Below are 19,047 nucleotides of genomic sequence, written 5' to 3'. Positions count from 1 at the left end.
GAATTCTTTGCTAAAAACGCTATATATTGAGTGGTTGAAGTTTTAAATAACTACATCTAGTATTTCCTTATTGAATGGCCCACAACGTTCGACGCTACGTTTAGCGCCGTGCTGTTATCTTAAATGGAAATACGAATCATGCGCATTATTATTTACACTCGAAATGACTGCGTGCAGTGCCATGCCACCCGGCGAGCCATGGAGAGCCGGGGACTGGCCTTTGAAATGGTCAACGTCGACCAACAGCCGGATGCCGCCGACATCCTGCGCGAGCAGGGATTTCGCCAGCTGCCGGTGGTGATCGCCGGCGACCTGCGCTGGAGCGGCTTCCGCCCGGATATGATCAATCGCCTGCGTCCCTCCGTCGCGGCGGCCAGCGCATGAGCCTCATCGTCTACTTCTCCAGCCGTTCGGAGAACACCCATCGCTTTGTGCAGCGCCTGGGGCTGCCGGCGGTGCGCATCCCGCTGAACGAGCGTGAACATCTGCAGGTAGACGAGCCCTACATTCTCATCGTTCCCAGCTATGGCGGCGGCGGCACCGCCGGCGCCGTGCCGCGTCAGGCGATCCGCTTTTTAAACGACGTACATAACCGTCGACTGATCCGCGGGGTGATTGCCGCCGGCAATCGCAACTTTGGCGACGCCTGGGGGCGCGCCGGGGATGTCATCGCGCAGAAGTGCGCCGTGCCCTATCTCTACCGCTTCGAGCTGATGGGAACCCCCGACGATATCGATAACGTACGCAAAGGAGTCAGCGAATTTTGGCAACGACAACCGCAGAACGTATAACCGCCGCCGTGGATTTTCACGCTCTCAATGCAATGCTGAACTTATACGACAGCGAGGGTCGCATCCCGTTTGAGAAAGATCGCCAGGCGGTTGAGGCCTTTATGGCGACCCAGGTTCAGCCCAACACCCTCGCCTTTGCCAGCCAGGAGGATAAACTCAGCTGGCTCGTCCGCGAGGGCTATTACGATCCGCAGGTGCTGGCCGGCTATGACCGCGGGTTTGTGTTGGCGTTGTTCGACCATGCCCGGCGCGCCGCGTTTCGCTTCCAGACCTTCCTCGGGGCCTGGAAGTTCTACACCAGCTACGCGCTGAAGAGCTTTGATGGCAAACATTACCTCGAGGATTTCGCCGAACGCAGCGTAATGGTGGCCCTGACGCTGGCCCGGGGCGATGAACAGCAGGCGCGGCAGCTGACGGAGGAGATACTCAGCGGCCGCTTCCAGCCGGCTACCCCCACCTTCCTCAACGCCGGCAAACAGCAGCGCGGGGAGCTGATCTCCTGCTTCCTGCTGCGCATTGAGGATAATATGGAGTCCATCGGCCGGGCGGTGAACTCGGCGCTGCAGCTGTCGAAGCGCGGCGGCGGCGTGGCCTTTTTACTCTCTAACCTGCGCGAGGCCGGGGCGCCGATCAAGCGCATCGAAAACCAGTCCTCCGGCGTGGTGCCGGTGATGAAGATGCTGGAGGATGCCTTCTCCTATGCCAACCAGCTCGGTGCCCGCCAGGGGGCGGGGGCGGTCTGGCTGCACGCGCACCATCCGGATATTTTGCGCTTCCTTGATACCCGGCGTGAAAATGCCGATGAGAAAATCCGCATCAAAACCTTGTCGCTGGGGGTGGTGATCCCTGATATCACTTTCCAGCTGGCGAAAGAAGACGCGCAGATGGCGCTGTTCTCGCCGTATGATGTCGAACGGCTGTACGGCAAACCCTTCGCCGACTGCGCCATCGGCGACCTCTATCCGCAGCTGGTGGCCGACGAGCGGGTGGGCAAACGCTGGATCCGCGCCCGCGACCTGTTCCAGCGCCTGGCGGAGATCCAGTTTGAATCCGGCTACCCGTACATCATGTTTGAAGACACCGTGAACCGCGCCAGTCCAGTGGCCGGGCGGGTCACCATGAGCAATCTGTGTTCCGAGATCCTGCAGGTCAGTACGCCGTCCGCCTATAATGAAGACCTCAGCTATGCCCATATCGGGGAAGATATCTCCTGCAACCTCGGCTCGCTGAATATCGCCCATACCATGGACTCGCCGGATTTCGGCCGCACAATCGCCACCGCGGTGCGCGCCCTGACCGCCGTGTCCGACATGAGCCACATTCAGTCGGTCCCTTCCGTGGCGGCCGGCAACGCGGCCTCCCACGCCATCGGCCTGGGGCAGATGAATCTGCACGGTTACCTGGCGCGGGAAGGCATTGCCTACGGCAGCCCGGAGGGGCTGGACTTCACCAATATCTACTTTTACACCGTGACCTGGCACGCGCTGCACACCTCGATGCTGTTGGCTCGCGAGCGCGGTCAGCGCTTCGCCGGCTTCGAGCAGTCGCGCTACGCCAGCGGGGAGTACTTCGACAAATATCTGCATGAGGAGTGGCAGCCGAAAACCGCACGGGTCCGCGCGCTGTTCGCCCGCGCCGGCATCTCCCTGCCCGACCGGGAAAGCTGGCGCCAGCTGCGCGACGACGTCATGCGCTATGGCATTTACAACCGCTATCTGCAGGCGGTGCCGCCCACCGGCTCGATCTCGTACATCAACCATGCCACCTCCAGCATTCACCCGATCGTCTCGAAGATTGAGATCCGCAAAGAGGGGAAAACCGGACGGGTGTACTACCCCGCGCCGTTTATGAATAACGACAATCTGGCCCTCTATCAGGATGCCTACGAGATAGGGCCCCAGAAAATCATCGACACCTACGCCGAGGCGACGCGCCACGTCGATCAGGGGCTGTCGCTGACCCTGTTCTTCCCCGATACCGCCACCACCCGCGATATCAACAAGGCGCAGATCTACGCCTGGAAGAAAGGCATTAAGACGCTCTACTACATCCGACTGCGCCAGCTGGCGCTGGAAGGCACTGAAATTGAAGGCTGCGTGTCCTGCGCGCTGTAAGGAGATCAGGATGACTCATTTAACGCGCGTCAGCGCGATCAACTGGAACCGCATCGATGACGATAAAGATCTGGAGGTGTGGAACCGTCTCACCAGCAACTTCTGGCTGCCGGAGAAAATGCCGCTGTCGAACGACATTCCCGCCTGGCAAACCCTCAGCGCGGCGGAGCAGCAGTTGACCATTCGCGTTTTTACCGGGCTGACCCTGCTCGACACCATTCAGAACACCATCGGCGCGCCGGCGCTGATGGCGGACGCCCTGACCCCGCATGAGGAGGCGGTGCTGTCGAACATCAGCTTTATGGAAGCGGTTCATGCTCGCTCTTACAGCTCCATCTTTTCCACGCTGTGCCACAGCAAGGAGGTGGATGCCGCCTTCGCCTGGAGCGAAAGATGTGAGCCCCTGCAGCGCAAGGCGCAGCTGATGCTGGGCTACTATCAGGCCGACGAGCCGCTGAAGAAAAAAATCGCCAGCGTGTTCCTCGAATCCTTTCTCTTCTACTCCGGCTTCTGGCTGCCGATGTACTTCTCCAGCCGGGGAAAGCTGACCAACACCGCGGATCTGATCCGCCTGATCATTCGCGATGAAGCGGTGCATGGCTATTACATCGGCTACAAATATCAGAAAGGACTGGAGATCGTCAGCCCCGGCAAGCGCGAAGAATTGAAAAATTTCGCCCTCGATCTGCTGATGGATCTTTACGACAACGAGCTGGCCTACAGCCGGGAACTGTACGGCGAGAGCGGCTGGTTCGACGACGTTAGCGCTTTCCTGTGCTACAACGCCAACAAAGCGCTGATGAACCTCGGCTACGAGGCGCTGTTCCCGGCGGAGATGGCGGCGGTTAATCCAGCGATCCTCGCGGCGCTGTCGCCCAACGCCGATGAAAACCACGACTTTTTCTCCGGTTCTGGCTCCTCCTACGTGATAGGAAAAATGGAAGAGACCGCCGACGACGACTGGGACTTTTAACCGTACTTTCACCAGGAATATCGCGACCGAATTCCTGGTGATCTATTTCGCAGAAAAGTGGGTTCATCTGTCAAATATTCTCTCCATGGCCTAACCGTCATCATCCCGTCATATTTAGCAGAAAACTGGTCTATTTCAGCCGAATTATCCAGAGATAATCAAAAAATATTACCCACAACAAATTACCGCTCAGCCCTTATATCACGGGGGCTGCGCCGCCATGTCCCTCACTCCATTTTTCCGAGAGTTTGTCATTAAGGGTTGTCACAGAATCTGAGTATGTTAGGGTGTAAAAAGATCATAATCACCATTGGGTACCGTATCGCAATAAACAAATAACAGGAACTTCTCTATTGCATGGCAATTAAATTAGAAATTAAAAATCTTTATAAGATATTTGGCGAGCACCCTCACCGTGCTTTCAAATATATTGAGAAAGGACTCAACAAAGCGCAAATACTGGAAAAAACGGGGCTGTCGCTTGGCGTCAAAGACGCCAGTCTGGCCATTGAAGAAGGCGAGATATTCGTCATCATGGGGCTCTCCGGTTCGGGGAAATCCACCATGGTTCGCCTTCTCAATCGCCTGATTGAACCCACCCGCGGCCAGGTGCTGATTGACGGGGTCGATATCGCGAAAATGTCGGACGCCGAGCTGCGCGAGGTGCGTCGTAAAAAAATTGCGATGGTTTTTCAATCCTTTGCACTGATGCCGCACATGAGCGTGCTCGACAACACGGCGTTTGGCATGGCGCTTGCCGGCGTCCCGGCCGCTGAGCGAGAGCAAAAAGCGCGGGAAGCGCTGCGGCAGGTGGGGCTGGAGAATTATGCCCACGCCTGGCCGGATGAACTCTCTGGCGGGATGCGTCAGCGCGTCGGTTTAGCCCGCGCCCTGGCGATTAATCCCGATATTCTGTTAATGGATGAAGCCTTCTCCGCGCTCGATCCGCTCATTCGCACCGAAATGCAGGATGAGCTGATCAAATTACAGGCTAAGCATCAGCGTACCATTGTCTTTATTTCCCATGACCTTGATGAAGCCATGCGAATTGGCGATCGTATCGCCATTATGCAAAATGGCGAAGTGGTCCAGGTCGGTACTCCGGATGAAATATTGAATAATCCGGCCAATGATTATGTCCGCACCTTCTTCCGCGGCGTCGATATTAGCCAGGTCTTCAGCGCCAAAGATATTGCCCGTCGTAGTCCGGTCGGCCTGATTCGTAAAACACCAGGTTTTGGCCCCCGCTCAGCGCTGAAATTATTACAGGATGAAGACCGGGAATATGGCTATGTCATCGAGCGTGGTAATCGCTTTGTCGGGATTGTGTCGATCGATTCTCTGAAAACCGCGCTCAGCGCCGGCCAGGGGATCGAGGCGGCGCTGATTGACGCCCCGCTGGCGGTGGAGGCGCAAACGCCGCTCAGCGATCTGCTCTCCCACGTCGGCCACGCCCCGTGCGCCGTCCCGGTGGTGGATGAAGAACAACAATATATTGGCATCATTTCCAAACGAATGTTGCTCCAGGCTTTAGATCGCGAGGGGGTGAATCATGGCTGATCAAACCAATCCGTGGGACAGCGCCCCGGCAACCGACAGCGCCGCCCAGGCTGCAGACGCCTGGGGTGGCGCTTCTACTGCCGCGCCGACCAATGGCGGCGGCGCCGACTGGCTGCACAGCGCCCCGGCGCCGCAGCCGGAACAGTTCAATATCATGGATCCGTTCCATAAGACCCTGATCCCGCTCGACAGCTGGGTGACCCACGCCATCGACTGGATCGTGCTGCACTTCCGCCCGCTGTTCCAGGGGATCCGCGTGCCGATCGACTACATTCTCAGCGCCTTTCAGCAGCTGCTGTTGGGAATGCCGGCGCCAGTGGCGATTATCGTCTTCGCGCTGATCGCCTGGCAGATCTCCAGCCTCGGCATGGGGGTCGCCACCCTGGTATCGCTGATTGCCATTGGCGCCATCGGCGCGTGGTCGCAGGCGATGGTCACCCTGGCGCTGGTCCTCACCGCCCTGCTGTTCTGCATGATCATCGGCCTGCCGCTGGGGATCTGGCTGGCGCGCAGTCCGCGGGCGGCGAAAATTATCCGCCCACTGCTGGATGCCATGCAGACCACGCCGGCCTTTGTCTACCTGGTGCCGATCGTAATGCTGTTCGGCATCGGCAACGTGCCCGGCGTGGTGGTGACGATTATCTTCGCCCTGCCGCCCATCGTCCGTCTGACCATCCTCGGGATAAACCAGGTGCCTGCGGATCTGATCGAAGCGTCGCGCTCATTTGGCGCCAGCCCGCGCCAGCTGCTGTTTAAAGTTCAGCTGCCTCTGGCGATGCCCACCATTATGGCCGGGGTTAACCAGACGCTGATGCTGGCCCTGTCGATGGTGGTGATCGCCTCGATGATCGCCGTCGGCGGTCTTGGCCAGATGGTGCTGCGCGGCATTGGTCGCCTGGATATGGGCCTGGCCACCGTCGGCGGCGTGGGGATCGTGATCCTGGCGATTATTCTTGACCGCCTTACCCAGGCCGTCGGCCGCGACGCCCGCAGTCGCGGCAACCGCCGCTGGTACACCACCGGCCCGCTGGGGCTTCTCACTCGCCCTTTCTGTCGATAAGTCGATAACAGCGCCGCTCCCCGGCACCAGCCGATGCCGGGGGGCCGCCCTTCCCGTTAAACAATAAGAGGAACCACCATGCGACATAGCACGATGATGGCCACCGCCGCCTTTGCCACCCTGATCGCCACTAGCGCCTTCGCCGCCGACCTGCCGGGCAAAGGCATTACCGTCAAGCCGGCCCAGAGCACCATCTCCGAAGAGAGCTTCCAGACCCTGCTGGTCAGCCGCGCGCTGGAGAAGCTTGGCTACACCGTCGAGAAACCGAGCGAAGTGGACTATAACGTTGCCTATACCTCGATTGCCGCTGGGGATACCACCTTCATCGCCACCAACTGGCAGCCGCTGCACGATGACATGTACGCCGCGGCGGGCGGTGATAACAAATTTTACCGCAAGGGGGTATACGTCTCAGGTGCCGCCCAGGGCTATCTGATCGACAAAAAAACCGCCGAGCAGTACCACATCACCTCCATCGATCAGCTCAAAGATCCGCAGATCGCCAAACTGTTTGATACCAACAACGACGGCAAAGCGGACCTCACCGGCTGCACCCCTGGCTGGGGCTGCGAAGCGGTGATTAACCACCAGATTGACGCCTATGGCCTGAGCAAAACCGTCACCCATAACCAGGGCAACTACGCGGCGATGATGGCCGACACCATCGCCCGTTATAAAGAGGGTAAACCGGTGCTCTACTACACCTGGACGCCGTACTGGGTTAGCGACGTGCTGAAGCCTGGCAAAGACGTCGTCTGGCTGCAGGTGCCGTTCTCCTCCCTGCCGGGCGAGCAGAAAAACATCGATACCAAACTGGCCAATGGCGCCAACTATGGATTCCCGGTCAACACCATGCACATTGTCGCCAACAAAGCCTGGGCGGAGAAAAACCCGGCCGCCGCCACTCTGTTTAGCGTCATGAAGCTGCCGATCGCCGACATCAATGCCGAGAATGCGATGATGCACGACGGCCATGCTTCTGAAGCCGACATTAACGGTCATGTTGATGGCTGGATCAAGGCCCACCAGCCGCTGTTCGACAGCTGGGTGAAAGCCGCCCTCGCCGCGCAGCAGTAACCCGCTCCCGGATAAGGCCCGACGCCTTATCCGGGCCCCCTTCCCCGCCTTTCATCCCGTCTGGGTCAGGGAAAAGCGGATTGCGGGCATTTTCATAGTGTTAAGGCGCGTCGCGCTCTGTTAAGGTGGGGACATCGGTCAATTTGCCACCTTCACATGGATCCAGCGATAAGTTATTCATATGGAAAACCCCGCGCCCTTAACCTGTGCCTTATCTGAACGTGTCGCCACCGTCGGCGAAGGCATTAAAGACAGTCTCCCCATCGTCATCAGCTACCTTCCGGTGGCATTCGCCTTCGGACTCAATGCCACCCGGCTGGGTTTCACCCCGCTGGAAAGCCTGTTTTTCTCCTGCATCATTTACGCCGGCGCCAGCCAGTTTGTGATCACCGCCATGCTGGCCGCCGGCAGTTCGCTGTGGGTCGCCGCCCTGACGGTGATGGCGATGGACGTACGCCACGTGCTGTATGGCCCCTCGCTGCGCAGCCGCATCCATACCGCGCTGAACAAAAAGAAAACCGCCCTCTGGGCCTTCGGCCTGACCGATGAGGTTTTCGCCGCCGCCACCGCCAGGCTGGTTCGCGACCACCGCCGCTGGAGCGAAAACTGGATGCTCGGTCTCGCGTTCACCTCGTGGGCATCCTGGGTGTGCGGCACGCTGGCCGGCGCCTGGTCCGGCAACGGTTTGCTGGTGGACTATCCGGCGGTGGAAGCCGCGCTCGGCTTTATGCTGCCGGCGCTGTTTATGAGCTTCCTGCTGGCCTCTTTCCAGCGCCAGCAATCCCTGTGCGTCACCGCGGCGCTGGCGGGCGCCCTGGGCGGCATTCTGTTATTTTCCATTCCGGCGGCGATTCTTGCCGGAATTGTCTGCGGGTGTCTGACGGCGCTGGTCCAGGCCATGCTGAAGGGGATGCCGGATGAACAGTGAGGTCCTTCTGCTCGGGGTGATTGTCGGCGGCGTGAACTATCTGTTTCGCTATCTTCCCCTGCGTCTGCGCGCGGGCCATGCCCGGCCTGCCCGCCGTGGCCCGGTCAGCGTGCTGCTGGATACCATCGGTATCGCCTCGATTTGCGCGCTGCTGGTGGTCTCCAGCGTGCCGGAGATCCTCGCCGATGCCCATCGTCTGGCGCCGACGCTGATCGGCTTCCTGGTGCTGGGGGGCGCCTTCTGGAAAACCCGCAGCATTATTATCCCGACCCTCCTGTCGGCGTTGGCCTACGGTCTGGCCTGGAAAATCGCCAGCGGGCTCTAAGCTTTACGTATCAATTTTGGTCAATAATTCATTTGATTTATTTGTCACAATAGTTATTATATCGGCTGTAATTAATGAGGTCATACCCAAATGGATAGTTCGTTTACTCCCATTGAGCAAATGCTCAAGTTCCGCGCCAGCCGCCATGAAGATTTCCCGTTCCAGGAGATTCTGTTAACTCGTCTTTGCATGCATATGCAAGGTAAGCTGCTGGAAAATCGCAATAAAATGCTCAAAGCGCAGGGAATTAACGAGACATTATTTATGGCGCTGATTACGCTGGAGTCGCAGGAAAACCACAGCATTCAGCCGTCCGAGCTGAGCTGTGCGCTGGGCTCGTCGCGTACCAACGCCACCCGTATCGCTGATGAACTGGAAAAACGCGGCTGGATTGAACGCCGCGAGAGCGATAACGATCGTCGCTGTCTGCATCTGCAGCTGACCGAAAAGGGCCATCAGTTTTTGCGTGAAGTCCTGCCGCCGCAGCATAACTGCCTGCATCAGCTGTGGTCTTCACTCAGCACCAGCGAAAAAGATCAGCTCGAACATATTACCCGCAAACTCCTGAGCCGCCTTGACCAGATGGAAGAAGAAGGCGTGCTGGCGGACTCTCTACGCTAAGGGCGGCGTCGCTCAGCCCATTTTTACGTTGCAAGGAAAACAGCCAGGCCAGCAGATCTCTGCTGGCCTTTCTGATAAACAGGTCGGCTCAGCCGATGTGAAATAATAAGATCGTGGAGAATAACATGAGCGCAAATGCGGAGAGCCAAACCCCGCAGCAACCAGGCAGCAAAAAAGGGAAGCGTAAAGGCGCCCTTCTGTTGCTGACATTGCTCTTCATTATTATTGCCGTGGCATATGGGATTTACTGGTTTCTGGTACTGCGTCACTACGAAGAGACCGACGATGCCTACGTGGCAGGGAACCAGGTACAAATTATGGCCCAGGTCTCGGGCAGCGTGACCAAAGTCTGGGCTGACAACACGGACTACGTGCAGAAAGGCGATCCGCTGGTCACCCTCGATCAGACCGATGCCCAACAGGCGTTTGAGAAAGCCAAGACGCAGCTGGCCGCCAGCGTGCGTCAAACCCGTCAGCAGATGATCAACAGCAAGCAGCTGCAGGCGAATATTGACGTCAAAAAGACCGCCCTCGCCCAGGCGCAGGCTGACCTGAACCGCCGTATCCCGCTGGGCGCGGCGAACCTCATCGGCCGCGAAGAGCTGCAGCACGCCCGCGACACCGTCGCCAGCGCGCAGGCCGAGCTTGACGTGGCCATCCAGCAGTACAACGCCAACCAGGCGATCGTGCTGGGTACCAAACTCGAACAGCAGCCGGCGGTGCTGCAGGCGGCGACCGAAGTGCGTAACGCCTGGCTGGCCCTGCAGCGTACGCAGATCGTCAGCCCGATTAGCGGCTACGTTTCCCGTCGCTCGGTACAGCCTGGCGCGCAGATCGGCACCACCACGCCGCTGATGGCGGTGGTTCCGGCAACTAACCTGTGGATCGACGCTAACTTTAAAGAGACCCAGCTGGCGCATATGCGCATTGGCCAGCCGGCCACGGTGATCAGCGACATCTATGGCGATGACGTGAAATACACCGGCAAGGTGGTTGGTCTGGATATGGGGACCGGGAGCGCCTTCTCCCTGCTGCCGGCGCAGAACGCCACCGGTAACTGGATCAAAGTGGTACAGCGTCTGCCGGTCCGCATCGAACTGGATGAAAAACAGCTGGCGGAACACCCGCTGCGCATCGGCCTCTCGACGTTGGTAGAAGTTAACACCACCGATCGCGATGGCGAAATGCTGGCAAGCCAGGTGCGGAGCTCCCCGGTCTACGAGAGCAACGCCCGCGAAATCGCTCTCGATCCGGTCAATAAGCTGATAGACGAGATCATTCAGGCCAACGCCGGATAATTCGGGGTGAGTGTAATGCAACAGCAAAAACCGCTGGAAGGCGCGCAGCTGGTCATCATGACCATTGCGCTGTCGCTCGCGACGTTCATGCAGGTGCTGGATTCCACTATCGCCAACGTGGCGATCCCGACCATCGCCGGTAACCTTGGCTCATCGCTGAGCCAGGGGACCTGGGTCATCACTTCGTTCGGGGTCGCTAACGCCATCTCCATTCCGATCACCGGATGGCTGGCCAAGCGCGTGGGCGAGGTGAAGCTGTTCCTGTGGTCCACCACCGCTTTCGCCATCGCCTCCTGGGCCTGCGGCGTCTCCAACAGCCTGACGATGCTGATCTTCTTCCGCGTCATTCAGGGGATTGTTGCCGGGCCGCTGATCCCGCTGTCGCAAAGTCTGTTGCTCAGCAACTATCCGCCGGCGAAACGCTCTATCGCCCTGGCGCTGTGGTCGATGACGGTGATCGTCGCTCCCATCTGCGGCCCGATCCTCGGCGGCTATATCAGCGATAACTACCACTGGGGATGGATCTTCTTTATCAACGTGCCCATTGGCGTGGCGGTGGTGCTGATGACCCTGCAGACCCTGCGCAACCGGGAAACCAAAACCGAACAGCGGCGTATCGACGGCGTCGGCCTGGCGCTGCTGATCATCGGTATCGGTAGTCTGCAGGTGATGCTGGACCGGGGCAAAGAGCTGGACTGGTTCTCCTCCAATGAAATTATCATTCTGACCATCGTGGCGGTGGTGGCGATAAGCTTCCTGATCGTCTGGGAGCTGACCGACGATAACCCGATTGTCGATCTGTCGCTGTTTAAGTCGCGCAACTTCACCATCGGCTGCCTCTGCATCAGCCTGGCCTACATGCTCTACTTCGGGGCCATCGTGCTGCTGCCGCAGCTGTTGCAGGAGGTCTACGGCTACACTGCGACCTGGGCCGGCCTGGCGTCAGCGCCGGTGGGGGTGATCCCGGTCATTCTGTCGCCGATTATCGGCCGCTTTGCGCATAAGCTCGATATGCGGCGGCTGGTCACCTTCAGCTTTATCATGTACGCCGTCTGCTTCTACTGGCGCGCCTGGACCTTCGAACCGGGGATGGACTTTGGCGCCTCGGCGTGGCCGCAGTTTATCCAGGGCTTCGCGGTGGCCTGCTTCTTCATGCCGTTGACCACCATCACCCTTTCCGGCCTGCCGCCGGAGCGGCTGGCGGCGGCGTCGAGCTTGTCGAACTTCACCCGTACCCTTGCTGGCTCCATCGGTACCTCGATCACCACCACCCTGTGGACCAACCGCGAGGCGCTGCACCATGCGCAGCTCACCGAATCGGTGACGCCGTTCAACCCCAACGCGCAGCAGATCTACGATCAGCTGCAGGGGATGGGAATGACGCAGCAACAGGCGTCCGGCTGGATAGCACAGCAGATAACCAACCAGGGGCTGATTATCTCCGCCAACGAAATCTTCTGGATCTCAGCGGCCATTTTCATCCTGCTGTTGGGACTGGTGTGGTTCGCCAGACCCCCGTTCAGCGCCGGCGGCGGCGGCGGCGGCGCGCACTAAGCCTCACATTAAGGGACCTGCGGGTCCCTTTTTTACGCCTTCAGGTTGTCCAGTTCTCGCTAGTTTCTGTCTCGTTTGCGAAAGCCCGCCCGCCGGCGCTCGGGCAGGATAAAGGCTGACCATTAAGGAGAACACTATGCTGAGCCATCCTGCTGAAAAGTACCGACCCTATCCGCCGATCGCTCTTCCCGACCGCCGCTGGCCTGACCGGCAAATCAGCCACGCCCCACGCTGGCTGTCGACTGACCTGCGCGACGGCAACCAGGCGCTGGCCGAGCCCATGGACAGCGCCCGCAAACTGCAGTTCTGGGATCTGCTGCTGGAGTGCGGCTTTAAAGAGATTGAGGTCGCCTTCCCTTCCGCTTCACAAACCGACTTCAACTTTGTCCGCCAGCTGATTGACGAACAGCGCATCCCGGAGGATGTCACTATCCAGGTGCTGACCCAGGCGCGAGACCCGCTGATCCTGCGCACCTTTGAGGCGCTGCGCGGCGCCCGCCGGGCCACCGTCCACCTCTACAATGCCACCGCGCCGCTGTTCCGCGAGCTGGTTTTCGGCATGGACAAGGCCGAGGTGATCGCCCTCGCGACCCGCGCCACCCGGCTTATCCGTCAGCAGTGCGAACAGCAGCCAGAGACCCGCTGGCAATATGAATATTCGCCTGAAACCTTCTGCTTCACCGAGCCCGAGTTTGCGCTTGAGATTTGCGAAGCGGTGGCGGATGTCTGGCAGCCCTGCGCCGAGCGACCGATGATCGTCAATCTGCCGGCGACGGTGGAAGTCAACACCCCGAATGTCTATGCCGATCAGATCGAATATTTTTGCCGCCACTTCTCCCGCCGCGGCGAAGTCTGCATCAGCGTGCATCCGCACAATGACCGCGGCACCGGCGTCGCCAGCGCCGAGCTGGCGGTGATGGCCGGTGCCGACCGGGTGGAAGGCTGCCTGTTTGGCAACGGCGAACGCACCGGCAATGTCTGTCTGGTGACGCTGGCGATGAATCTCTACAGCCAGGGCATCGACCCTGAGCTTCGCTTCGAGCAGATGAACCGGGTGGTGGAAGTGGTGGAAAACTGCAATCAGATCCCCGTTCACCCGCGCCACCCGTGGGCGGGAAGTCTGGCTTACACCGCCTTCTCCGGCTCTCATCAGGATGCGATCAAAAAAGGATTTGATGCCCGTCAGCCTGGCGACCCGTGGCGGATGCCCTATCTGCCGATTGACCCGCAGGATATTGGCTGCAGCTATGAGGCGGTGATCCGCGTCAACAGCCAGTCGGGGAAAAGCGGCAGCGCCTGGCTTATCGAACAAAATCATGGCCTGAAGCTGCCCCGCGGGCTGCAGCAGGACTTCAGCCAGCACGTTCAGCAGGTCACCGATAGCGACGGCAAAGAGATGACCCACCATGCGCTGTGGCAGCTGTTCCGCACGCGCTACGGGCTGCAGACGCAGTCTGCGCTGACGCTGGTCGATTATCAGAGCGCCAGCCAGCAGAATGGCCAGCTTTCCCTGCAGGCAACGCTGCGTCACCACGGCGAAACCCGACGCCTGCAGGGCCAGGGCAACGGCCTGCTCTCCGCCGCAGCCAGCAGCCTCAGCGCGCTGTTTCGGCAACCGTTTATGATCAAGGACTATCATGAGCATACCCTCGGCGCGCGCAGCGACAGCCGGTCGGTGGCCTATATCCGCTGCGTTTTTCCGCAAGGAGAAAGCTACTGGGGCGTGGGTATCGATAATGACGTGGCGCGCGCCTCGCTGCAGGCGCTGTGCAATGCGCTCAGCGCCGCCGATCAGGCCGGGGGACGAAAATAGTCGCTGGGGGCGACGCCCATCACCCGACGAAACATGGCGCTGAAGGCGCTGTGGCTGCCGTAGCCCAGCTCCAGCGCCACCCGCAGCACGGAGTGGCCCTGCGCCAGGCGAATCAGCGCTTCCATTAGCTTCGCCCGGCGCACCCACTCGCGCCACGTCAGGCTAGTCTGCTGCTGAAAATGGCGGTTCAGGGTTCGCTCGCTCATGCTGCACGCCTTCGCCGCCTGGCTGCTGCTCCAGACGTCGCCCGGCGCCTCGCGCACCTGCTGGCACAGCCGGCGCAGCGTTTCGCTTTGCGGCTCCGGCAGGCCAAACGGCAGGATCGCCATCCCGCGGATCTCATCGAGGATCAGCTCATAAATCCGTTCGTCGCGGCTGGCGGGGGCATAACGTTCGGCCAGCGCCAGGGAGGAGACAATCAGTTCCCGCAGCAGGGGCGTGATCTGTACGATCTGGCAGCCCGCCGGAAGATCGGCGCGCGCCAGCGGATCGATAAACAGCGTTCGCGCCGCCACGTTGCCGGTCATGCGCAGTGCGTGCGGCGTTCCCGCCGGCAGCCAGACGCCACGTCCGGGCGGCACCACCCAGTAGCCTGCCGGCGTCGCCACCCGCACCACGCCGCTTAAAATATGCAGCAGCTGGGCGCAGTCATGCTGATGCCAGTCTTCCTGGTCACCGTGAGCATAATCATGGGCAAAGGGCACCAGCGGGCGGTGCTGAAAGGAGAAGGTGGTGGTCGTCGTCATGGCGGCGTCGGGAAAGCGGCCCGGCGACAGGCGTCGGGCCGCGGCGGAAGCACTAGATGTGCAGTTCCTGCAGTTTTTCTTTCGGCAACGCCAGTTCGTCGTTGCTGTTGATGCGCACATCGCGCTCGATGATATGACGAGCGATCTCCTGCGCCTCTTCCAGCGAGTGCATGGTGTAGGTCCCGCACTGGTAGACGTTCAGCTCCGGGATCTGGTTCTGATCTTTCACCTTCAGCACGTCGGCCATCGCCGCTTTCCAGGCGTCGGCGACGCGCTGCTCGTCCGGCGTACCAATCAGGCTCATATAGAACCCGGTGCGGCAGCCCATCGGCGAAATGTCGATAATTTCCACGCCATTCCCGTTCAGGTGATCGCGCATAAAGCCGGCGAACAGGTGCTCGAGGGTGTGGATACCGCGCTCCGGCATCACTTCCTGGTTCGGCACGCAGAAGCGCAGATCGAATACGGTGATTTCATCGCCATGCGGCGTGTTCATTTTCTTCGCGACACGCACCGCTGGGGCTTCCATTCGGGTATGGTCGACTGTGAAACTATCTAACAACGGCATTCGTCACCTCCGGGAGTGAATTTTTTTAAAATAAAATGAACTCTTTGTTCAGCCGCGAGTCTCAGTATATGAAAGACGCGCATTTATTATCATCATCATCCCTGAATCAGAGATGAAAGTTTGGCCACAGTGATGTGGCCTTTTTCTTTTCCAGCGCTTCGACCGCTACGCGTGCCGCGCCAACAGCGCCTCAAACGGCTCGCTGTCTTCCGCTTCTATTTTCTTCTGTCGCGCCACCGACGCGTCACGCTCGGCGATGAAATCTTCTTCGCTCAGGATCTCCAGCGGCTCTTCACGCAGCTGGGTCCGGTAACGATCGGCCAGCGCACGGCCGGTTCCACCAATCCCTTCTTCAATCATAGAACGCAGAATGCGGGCTGAGAAGGTTAATTCCGGATCGTCAAAACAGGCCAGCAGCTCATCGCAGACCTGTTGATAGGCCTCGCCGCCGTGAATGCTGTCCAGCGTCTGCGCTACACGGCGTAAATCGCGGAACAGATCTTTACCCACCTGCGCCAGCGGGAACTGCGCGCTTTCGCAGCCGATGCCCAACGTTAAGCCCGGCTTACGCCCTTCCAGAATCACCCGATTCCAGTTGGTGCGGGTGCACAGCAGCTCATCGCTGCTCATCTCCGGCGCGTCGGCCAGCGCGCACCAGACCATAAACAGGTCGAGGAAACGCACCTGCTGGGCGTCTACGCCGATCGGCGAGAAGGGATTGATATCCAGCGAACGCACTTCGATATACTCAATACCACCGCGCAACAGCGCATCGGACGGGGTTTCGCCCCGACGGGTGACGCGTTTCGGGCGGATCGGCGCATAGAGTTCGTTTTCAATCTGCAGGATATTGCTGTTGATCTGCAGATACTTACCGTCTTTTTCCAGCCCGATTTTGGCGTACTCTTCCGACGGCGTTTTAATCGCGCGCTTCAATCCTGCCACATACTCGTGCAGATCGTTAAACGTAATTCCGAGATTGCTTTGCGACTTATTGGTATAACCAAGGTCGCTGAGGCGCAGCGAGGTGGCGTACGGCAAGTAATACATGCCGTTGCCCGTCTCCTCAAAGGGCAGCGTCGTCGGCTTTCCTTGCAGGAACGAAGCGCAAATCGCCGGCGAGGCGCCGAACAGATAGGGGATCACCCAGCCAAAGCGATAGTAGTTACGAATTGAGCGGAAATAGCCCGCCGAAATGGCCTCTTTACCACTCTCAGCGTCTTCCACACCACATTTAGCCTGCCAGAAGGCCATCGGTAGGGAGAAGTTATAGTGCACGCCGGAGATAGTCTGCATCAGCGCGCCATAGCGGTTCTTCAGCCCCTCGCGATATAGCGTTTTCAGGCGCCCCACGTTAGAGGTGCCGTACTGCGCCAGCTCAATATCCTGACCGGGGGCGATATAGCATGGCATACTCAGCGGCCACATCCGCTCGTCGCCAAGCTGACGCGCGGTATAGCGATGGACATCGCGCATAAAGGTCAGCATATGCTCAATATCGCCGTCTACCGGCGTAATAAACTCGAGTAAAGCTTCGGCAAAATCGGTGGTAATCCATTTATGCGTCAGCGCTGAGCCTAACGCCGGAGGGTGACCGGTCGTCGCCAGCGTACCGTCTGCGTTCACGCGCAGCGTTTCCCGCTCCAGACCACGTTGAATACCCTGCAGAGCCTGCGGATGTTTTTCCAGCCAGGCCAGCGCCTGTGATACGTCCGGGATCAATTTGACCTCCCGCCTGTCGAAATCGTTTGAATAAGCATAATTGTAATGGATGAACTGTCAGTCCAATTAGTGCCACCACGTCATGCCCTGAAGCGTCGCTGCCGCAATAGCGATATAGCGCAGCGCCTTTCCAAGGCATAAGAAAAAGAGTACCGGTCCCCAGGAAATGCGCATCCATCCCGCCAGCAAACACAGTAAATCGCCGACAACCGGCGCCCAGCTCAGCAACAGCGTAACCGCGCCGTAGCGCTTAAGCCAGCCGGCCGCCCGCTCCTGCCAGCGCGAGGTTTTACGCAGCGGAAACAGGCGCCCCAGAATAACGTTAGTTACCCCTCCAAGGCTATTGCCGATTGTTGCTATTAATACTAACCACCACGGATGACTAACCCCCGTTAGAAGCATCGCAACCAGCACGACCTCCGAATTGCCGGGAAGCAGCGTGGCGCTTAAAAAGCTACTGGCAAACAGCGAGAGGAGTGACAGCGCGTCGCTCACAGCAAACGCACGTCTACAGCGTCCATTCCCGCGCGCTTCGCCGCTTGCAGACCAAAGTCGGCATCTTCGAAGACCACGCATTTTTCCGGCGCGACGCCCATGCGCTCGGCGCACAGCAGGAAGGTATCGGGCGCGGGTTTATGGTTGACCACATGATCGGCCGCCACCACCGCGGAGAAGTAATGACGCAGGCCCAGGTGCGCCAGCAGCGCTTCGGCGACGGCGCTTTCGCTACCGGTGCCGACCGACATCGGGCGACGGCCGTGCCACGCCTTGACCACCTCGATCAGCGGCAATGGACGTACGCTGTCCAGCAGCATCGCCTTAACGGCCAGGGTTTTTTCCTGCGCCAGGCGATGTGGATCGAGATCCGCCTGGTTGAGTTCAATAATCGCCTGGGCAATCCGCCAGGTCGGTGAGCCATTGAGGGCAACCATCGCCTGTTCGTCGAAACGCATACCGTAGCGGCCCAGCACCTCATTCCATGCCTGACGATGGGTCGGCTCGGTATCGAGGATAGTGCCATCCATATCAAAGATCAGTCCTGCGTAACCTTCGTACATCGTCTTCTCACCAACCGGTTAATGAATGGTTACTGTAACGCAAAAGCCGGTCGTTGTCGCGGCCAGCGGCGCAGACGACAAAGGCGCCCACAGGCGCCTTCAGGCATCAGACCGGATAGGCGGCCTTATTTAATTCGCAGATCGTTTTCGACCATTCGCACGCCCTGCACCCGACGGGTGACTTCCACCGCCCGTTTAGCGCTTTCCGCGGAGGAGACAAATCCGCTCAGTTGGACGCGGCCTTTAAAGGTCTGGACGCTGATTTCAGAGGACTTGATGTCTTTATCGTTAAAGAGCGCCGTTTTTACCTTGGTGGTCACCACGGTATCGTCAATATAGCCGCCCGTACTCTCCTTTGTAGCCGATCCCGCACAGCCAGCGAGGGCCGTCGCCACCAGCAGCGTTGCGCAAAAAGCAGGTATTGCTTTGAACCATTTCATGGATTTCTCTCCTTGCATTTATCTCAGCCTGATAACGCTGATATACAAGGATAAATTATAGTGGAAAGCGCGGCTTGCCAATAAAAAAGTCAGGATGAAACTGGCGATGGGAAACGCGGTTATCGGGATGGTGAGAGAAGAGTGAAGATGATGCATTCAGAACGGGTGCTGCGATAATTTCGCAGCCTATGTAACAACATCGTCGCTATTACTGAGGAGAATATGGTGCATCCGGGAGGATGATTCGGCTTCGCCTCACCCTTCGGGCCGTTGCTTACGCAACGTTATCCTCCCTGGTGCTGGCGATGATTTCGCAGACCATAAAACAACATCGTCGCTGTTATTAAGGAGAATATGGTGCATCCGGGAGGATTCGAACCTCCGACCGCTCGGTTCGTA

At 59.1% G+C, this 19,047-nt stretch carries 19 protein-coding genes; 13 read left to right on the top strand and 6 right to left on the bottom strand.

The genetic code is table 11. The features are described from left to right. Positions 1-138 precede the first annotated feature (138 nt). The 13 genes from nrdH to leuA all read left to right on the top strand — a co-directional run bounded on the left by nrdH (position 139) and on the right by leuA (position 14,114). A complete protein-coding gene (gene nrdH, locus ABLU73_RS23520; RefSeq protein WP_004205709.1) occupies positions 139-384 on the top strand; it encodes a glutaredoxin-like protein NrdH in 246 nt (81 codons plus the stop codon). Continuing rightward, a complete protein-coding gene (gene nrdI, locus ABLU73_RS23515) occupies positions 381-791 on the top strand; it encodes a class Ib ribonucleoside-diphosphate reductase assembly flavoprotein NrdI (protein WP_004205706.1) in 411 nt (136 codons plus the stop codon). Before nrdH ends, nrdI begins: the two co-directional genes overlap by 4 nt. Then, entirely contained in the window at positions 764-2,905 is a 2,142-nt protein-coding gene (gene nrdE, locus ABLU73_RS23510) for a class 1b ribonucleoside-diphosphate reductase subunit alpha (RefSeq protein ID WP_017900618.1), read from the top strand. The genes nrdI and nrdE overlap by 28 nt, the downstream gene beginning before the upstream one ends. A 10-nt stretch (positions 2,906-2,915) precedes the next feature. After that, positions 2,916-3,878 carry a class 1b ribonucleoside-diphosphate reductase subunit beta gene (nrdF, locus tag ABLU73_RS23505; RefSeq protein WP_348850459.1) on the top strand — a complete coding sequence of 321 codons (963 nt, stop codon included), beginning with the start codon at positions 2,916-2,918 and terminating at the stop codon, positions 3,876-3,878. 357 nt (positions 3,879-4,235) lie between these two features. Continuing rightward, positions 4,236-5,438 (top strand): glycine betaine/L-proline ABC transporter ATP-binding protein ProV, encoded by a 1,203-nt coding sequence (proV, locus tag ABLU73_RS23500; protein ID WP_002914328.1) that lies wholly within the window; start codon positions 4,236-4,238, stop codon positions 5,436-5,438. Then, positions 5,431-6,498 (top strand): glycine betaine/L-proline ABC transporter permease ProW, encoded by a 1,068-nt coding sequence (gene proW / locus ABLU73_RS23495; RefSeq protein WP_023290754.1) that lies wholly within the window; start codon positions 5,431-5,433, stop codon positions 6,496-6,498. Before proV ends, proW begins: the two co-directional genes overlap by 8 nt. Before the next feature lie 78 nt (positions 6,499-6,576). Beyond that, complete coding sequence (gene proX, locus ABLU73_RS23490) at positions 6,577-7,575, top strand: glycine betaine/L-proline ABC transporter substrate-binding protein ProX (RefSeq protein ID WP_017900617.1); 999 nt, start codon at positions 6,577-6,579, stop codon at positions 7,573-7,575. 181 nt (positions 7,576-7,756) lie between these two features. Then, entirely contained in the window at positions 7,757-8,503 is a 747-nt protein-coding gene (locus tag ABLU73_RS23485) for an AzlC family ABC transporter permease (protein ID WP_017900616.1), read from the top strand. Continuing rightward, on the top strand, positions 8,493-8,828 hold the full coding sequence (gene ygaH, locus ABLU73_RS23480; protein WP_004205699.1) for an L-valine transporter subunit YgaH: 336 nt from the start codon (positions 8,493-8,495) through the stop codon (positions 8,826-8,828). The genes ABLU73_RS23485 and ygaH overlap by 11 nt, the downstream gene beginning before the upstream one ends. A gap of 90 nt (positions 8,829-8,918) precedes the next feature. Next, on the top strand, positions 8,919-9,449 hold the full coding sequence (mprA, locus tag ABLU73_RS23475) for a transcriptional repressor MprA (protein ID WP_002914337.1): 531 nt from the start codon (positions 8,919-8,921) through the stop codon (positions 9,447-9,449). A gap of 125 nt (positions 9,450-9,574) precedes the next feature. Next, a complete protein-coding gene (emrA, locus tag ABLU73_RS23470) occupies positions 9,575-10,747 on the top strand; it encodes a multidrug efflux MFS transporter periplasmic adaptor subunit EmrA (protein WP_004205697.1) in 1,173 nt (390 codons plus the stop codon). Between the two features lie 15 nt (positions 10,748-10,762). Further along, on the top strand, positions 10,763-12,301 hold the full coding sequence (gene emrB, locus ABLU73_RS23465; RefSeq protein ID WP_002914342.1) for a multidrug efflux MFS transporter permease subunit EmrB: 1,539 nt from the start codon (positions 10,763-10,765) through the stop codon (positions 12,299-12,301). A 136-nt stretch (positions 12,302-12,437) separates the two neighbouring features. Then, on the top strand, positions 12,438-14,114 hold the full coding sequence (gene leuA / locus ABLU73_RS23460) for a 2-isopropylmalate synthase (RefSeq protein WP_085846544.1): 1,677 nt from the start codon (positions 12,438-12,440) through the stop codon (positions 14,112-14,114). Here leuA and ABLU73_RS23455 read toward each other — a convergent pair. The 6 genes from ABLU73_RS23455 to ABLU73_RS23430 all read right to left on the bottom strand — a co-directional run bounded on the left by ABLU73_RS23455 (position 14,093) and on the right by ABLU73_RS23430 (position 18,648). After that, positions 14,093-14,860 (bottom strand): helix-turn-helix transcriptional regulator, encoded by a 768-nt coding sequence (locus tag ABLU73_RS23455; protein WP_032456498.1) that lies wholly within the window; start codon positions 14,858-14,860, stop codon positions 14,093-14,095. The genes leuA and ABLU73_RS23455 overlap by 22 nt on opposite strands. A 52-nt stretch (positions 14,861-14,912) precedes the next feature. Further along, positions 14,913-15,428, bottom strand: a complete 516-nt coding sequence (gene luxS, locus ABLU73_RS23450) for an S-ribosylhomocysteine lyase (protein ID WP_004205694.1) — start codon at positions 15,426-15,428, stop codon at positions 14,913-14,915. A gap of 165 nt (positions 15,429-15,593) precedes the next feature. Then, positions 15,594-17,150 (bottom strand): glutamate--cysteine ligase, encoded by a 1,557-nt coding sequence (gene gshA, locus ABLU73_RS23445; RefSeq protein ID WP_004205693.1) that lies wholly within the window; start codon positions 17,148-17,150, stop codon positions 15,594-15,596. 66 nt (positions 17,151-17,216) lie between these two features. Continuing rightward, complete coding sequence (locus ABLU73_RS23440) at positions 17,217-17,645, bottom strand: YqaA family protein (protein WP_231828985.1); 429 nt, start codon at positions 17,643-17,645, stop codon at positions 17,217-17,219. After that, positions 17,642-18,208, bottom strand: a complete 567-nt coding sequence (gene yqaB / locus ABLU73_RS23435) for a fructose-1-phosphate/6-phosphogluconate phosphatase (protein WP_004205690.1) — start codon at positions 18,206-18,208, stop codon at positions 17,642-17,644. Before yqaB ends, ABLU73_RS23440 begins: the two co-directional genes overlap by 4 nt. Before the next feature lie 125 nt (positions 18,209-18,333). Beyond that, positions 18,334-18,648 (bottom strand): BON domain-containing protein, encoded by a 315-nt coding sequence (locus tag ABLU73_RS23430; protein ID WP_004205689.1) that lies wholly within the window; start codon positions 18,646-18,648, stop codon positions 18,334-18,336. Between the last annotated feature and the right edge of the window lie 399 nt (positions 18,649-19,047).

This window comes from Klebsiella sp. GG_Kp175, from assembly GCF_040062325.1.
Lineage (GTDB): Bacteria > Pseudomonadota > Gammaproteobacteria > Enterobacterales > Enterobacteriaceae > Klebsiella > Klebsiella quasipneumoniae.
Note: the sequence above shows the minus strand (reverse complement) of the source record. Positions and strands in the feature narration are given on the sequence as shown.

Excerpts from the sequence above, each read along its gene's own strand:
- ygaH (WP_004205699.1), top strand. The coding sequence starts at position 8,493 with ATGAACAGTGAGGTCCTTCTGCTCGGGGTGATTGTCGGCGGCGTGAAC.
- nrdI (WP_004205706.1), top strand. The coding sequence starts at position 381 with ATGAGCCTCATCGTCTACTTCTCCAGCCGTTCGGAGAACACCCATCGC.
- mprA (WP_002914337.1), top strand. The coding sequence starts at position 8,919 with ATGGATAGTTCGTTTACTCCCATTGAGCAAATGCTCAAGTTCCGCGCC.
- leuA (WP_085846544.1), top strand. The coding sequence starts at position 12,438 with ATGCTGAGCCATCCTGCTGAAAAGTACCGACCCTATCCGCCGATCGCT.
- emrB (WP_002914342.1), top strand. The coding sequence starts at position 10,763 with ATGCAACAGCAAAAACCGCTGGAAGGCGCGCAGCTGGTCATCATGACC.
- emrA (WP_004205697.1), top strand. The coding sequence starts at position 9,575 with ATGAGCGCAAATGCGGAGAGCCAAACCCCGCAGCAACCAGGCAGCAAA.
- ABLU73_RS23485 (WP_017900616.1), top strand. The coding sequence starts at position 7,757 with ATGGAAAACCCCGCGCCCTTAACCTGTGCCTTATCTGAACGTGTCGCC.
- ABLU73_RS23455 (WP_032456498.1), bottom strand. The coding sequence starts at position 14,860 with ATGACGACGACCACCACCTTCTCCTTTCAGCACCGCCCGCTGGTGCCC.
- yqaB (WP_004205690.1), bottom strand. The coding sequence starts at position 18,208 with ATGTACGAAGGTTACGCAGGACTGATCTTTGATATGGATGGCACTATC.
- ABLU73_RS23430 (WP_004205689.1), bottom strand. The coding sequence starts at position 18,648 with ATGAAATGGTTCAAAGCAATACCTGCTTTTTGCGCAACGCTGCTGGTG.
- nrdH (WP_004205709.1), top strand. The coding sequence starts at position 139 with ATGCGCATTATTATTTACACTCGAAATGACTGCGTGCAGTGCCATGCC.
- proW (WP_023290754.1), top strand. The coding sequence starts at position 5,431 with ATGGCTGATCAAACCAATCCGTGGGACAGCGCCCCGGCAACCGACAGC.
- nrdF (WP_348850459.1), top strand. The coding sequence starts at position 2,916 with ATGACTCATTTAACGCGCGTCAGCGCGATCAACTGGAACCGCATCGAT.
- luxS (WP_004205694.1), bottom strand. The coding sequence starts at position 15,428 with ATGCCGTTGTTAGATAGTTTCACAGTCGACCATACCCGAATGGAAGCC.
- proV (WP_002914328.1), top strand. The coding sequence starts at position 4,236 with ATGGCAATTAAATTAGAAATTAAAAATCTTTATAAGATATTTGGCGAG.
- proX (WP_017900617.1), top strand. The coding sequence starts at position 6,577 with ATGCGACATAGCACGATGATGGCCACCGCCGCCTTTGCCACCCTGATC.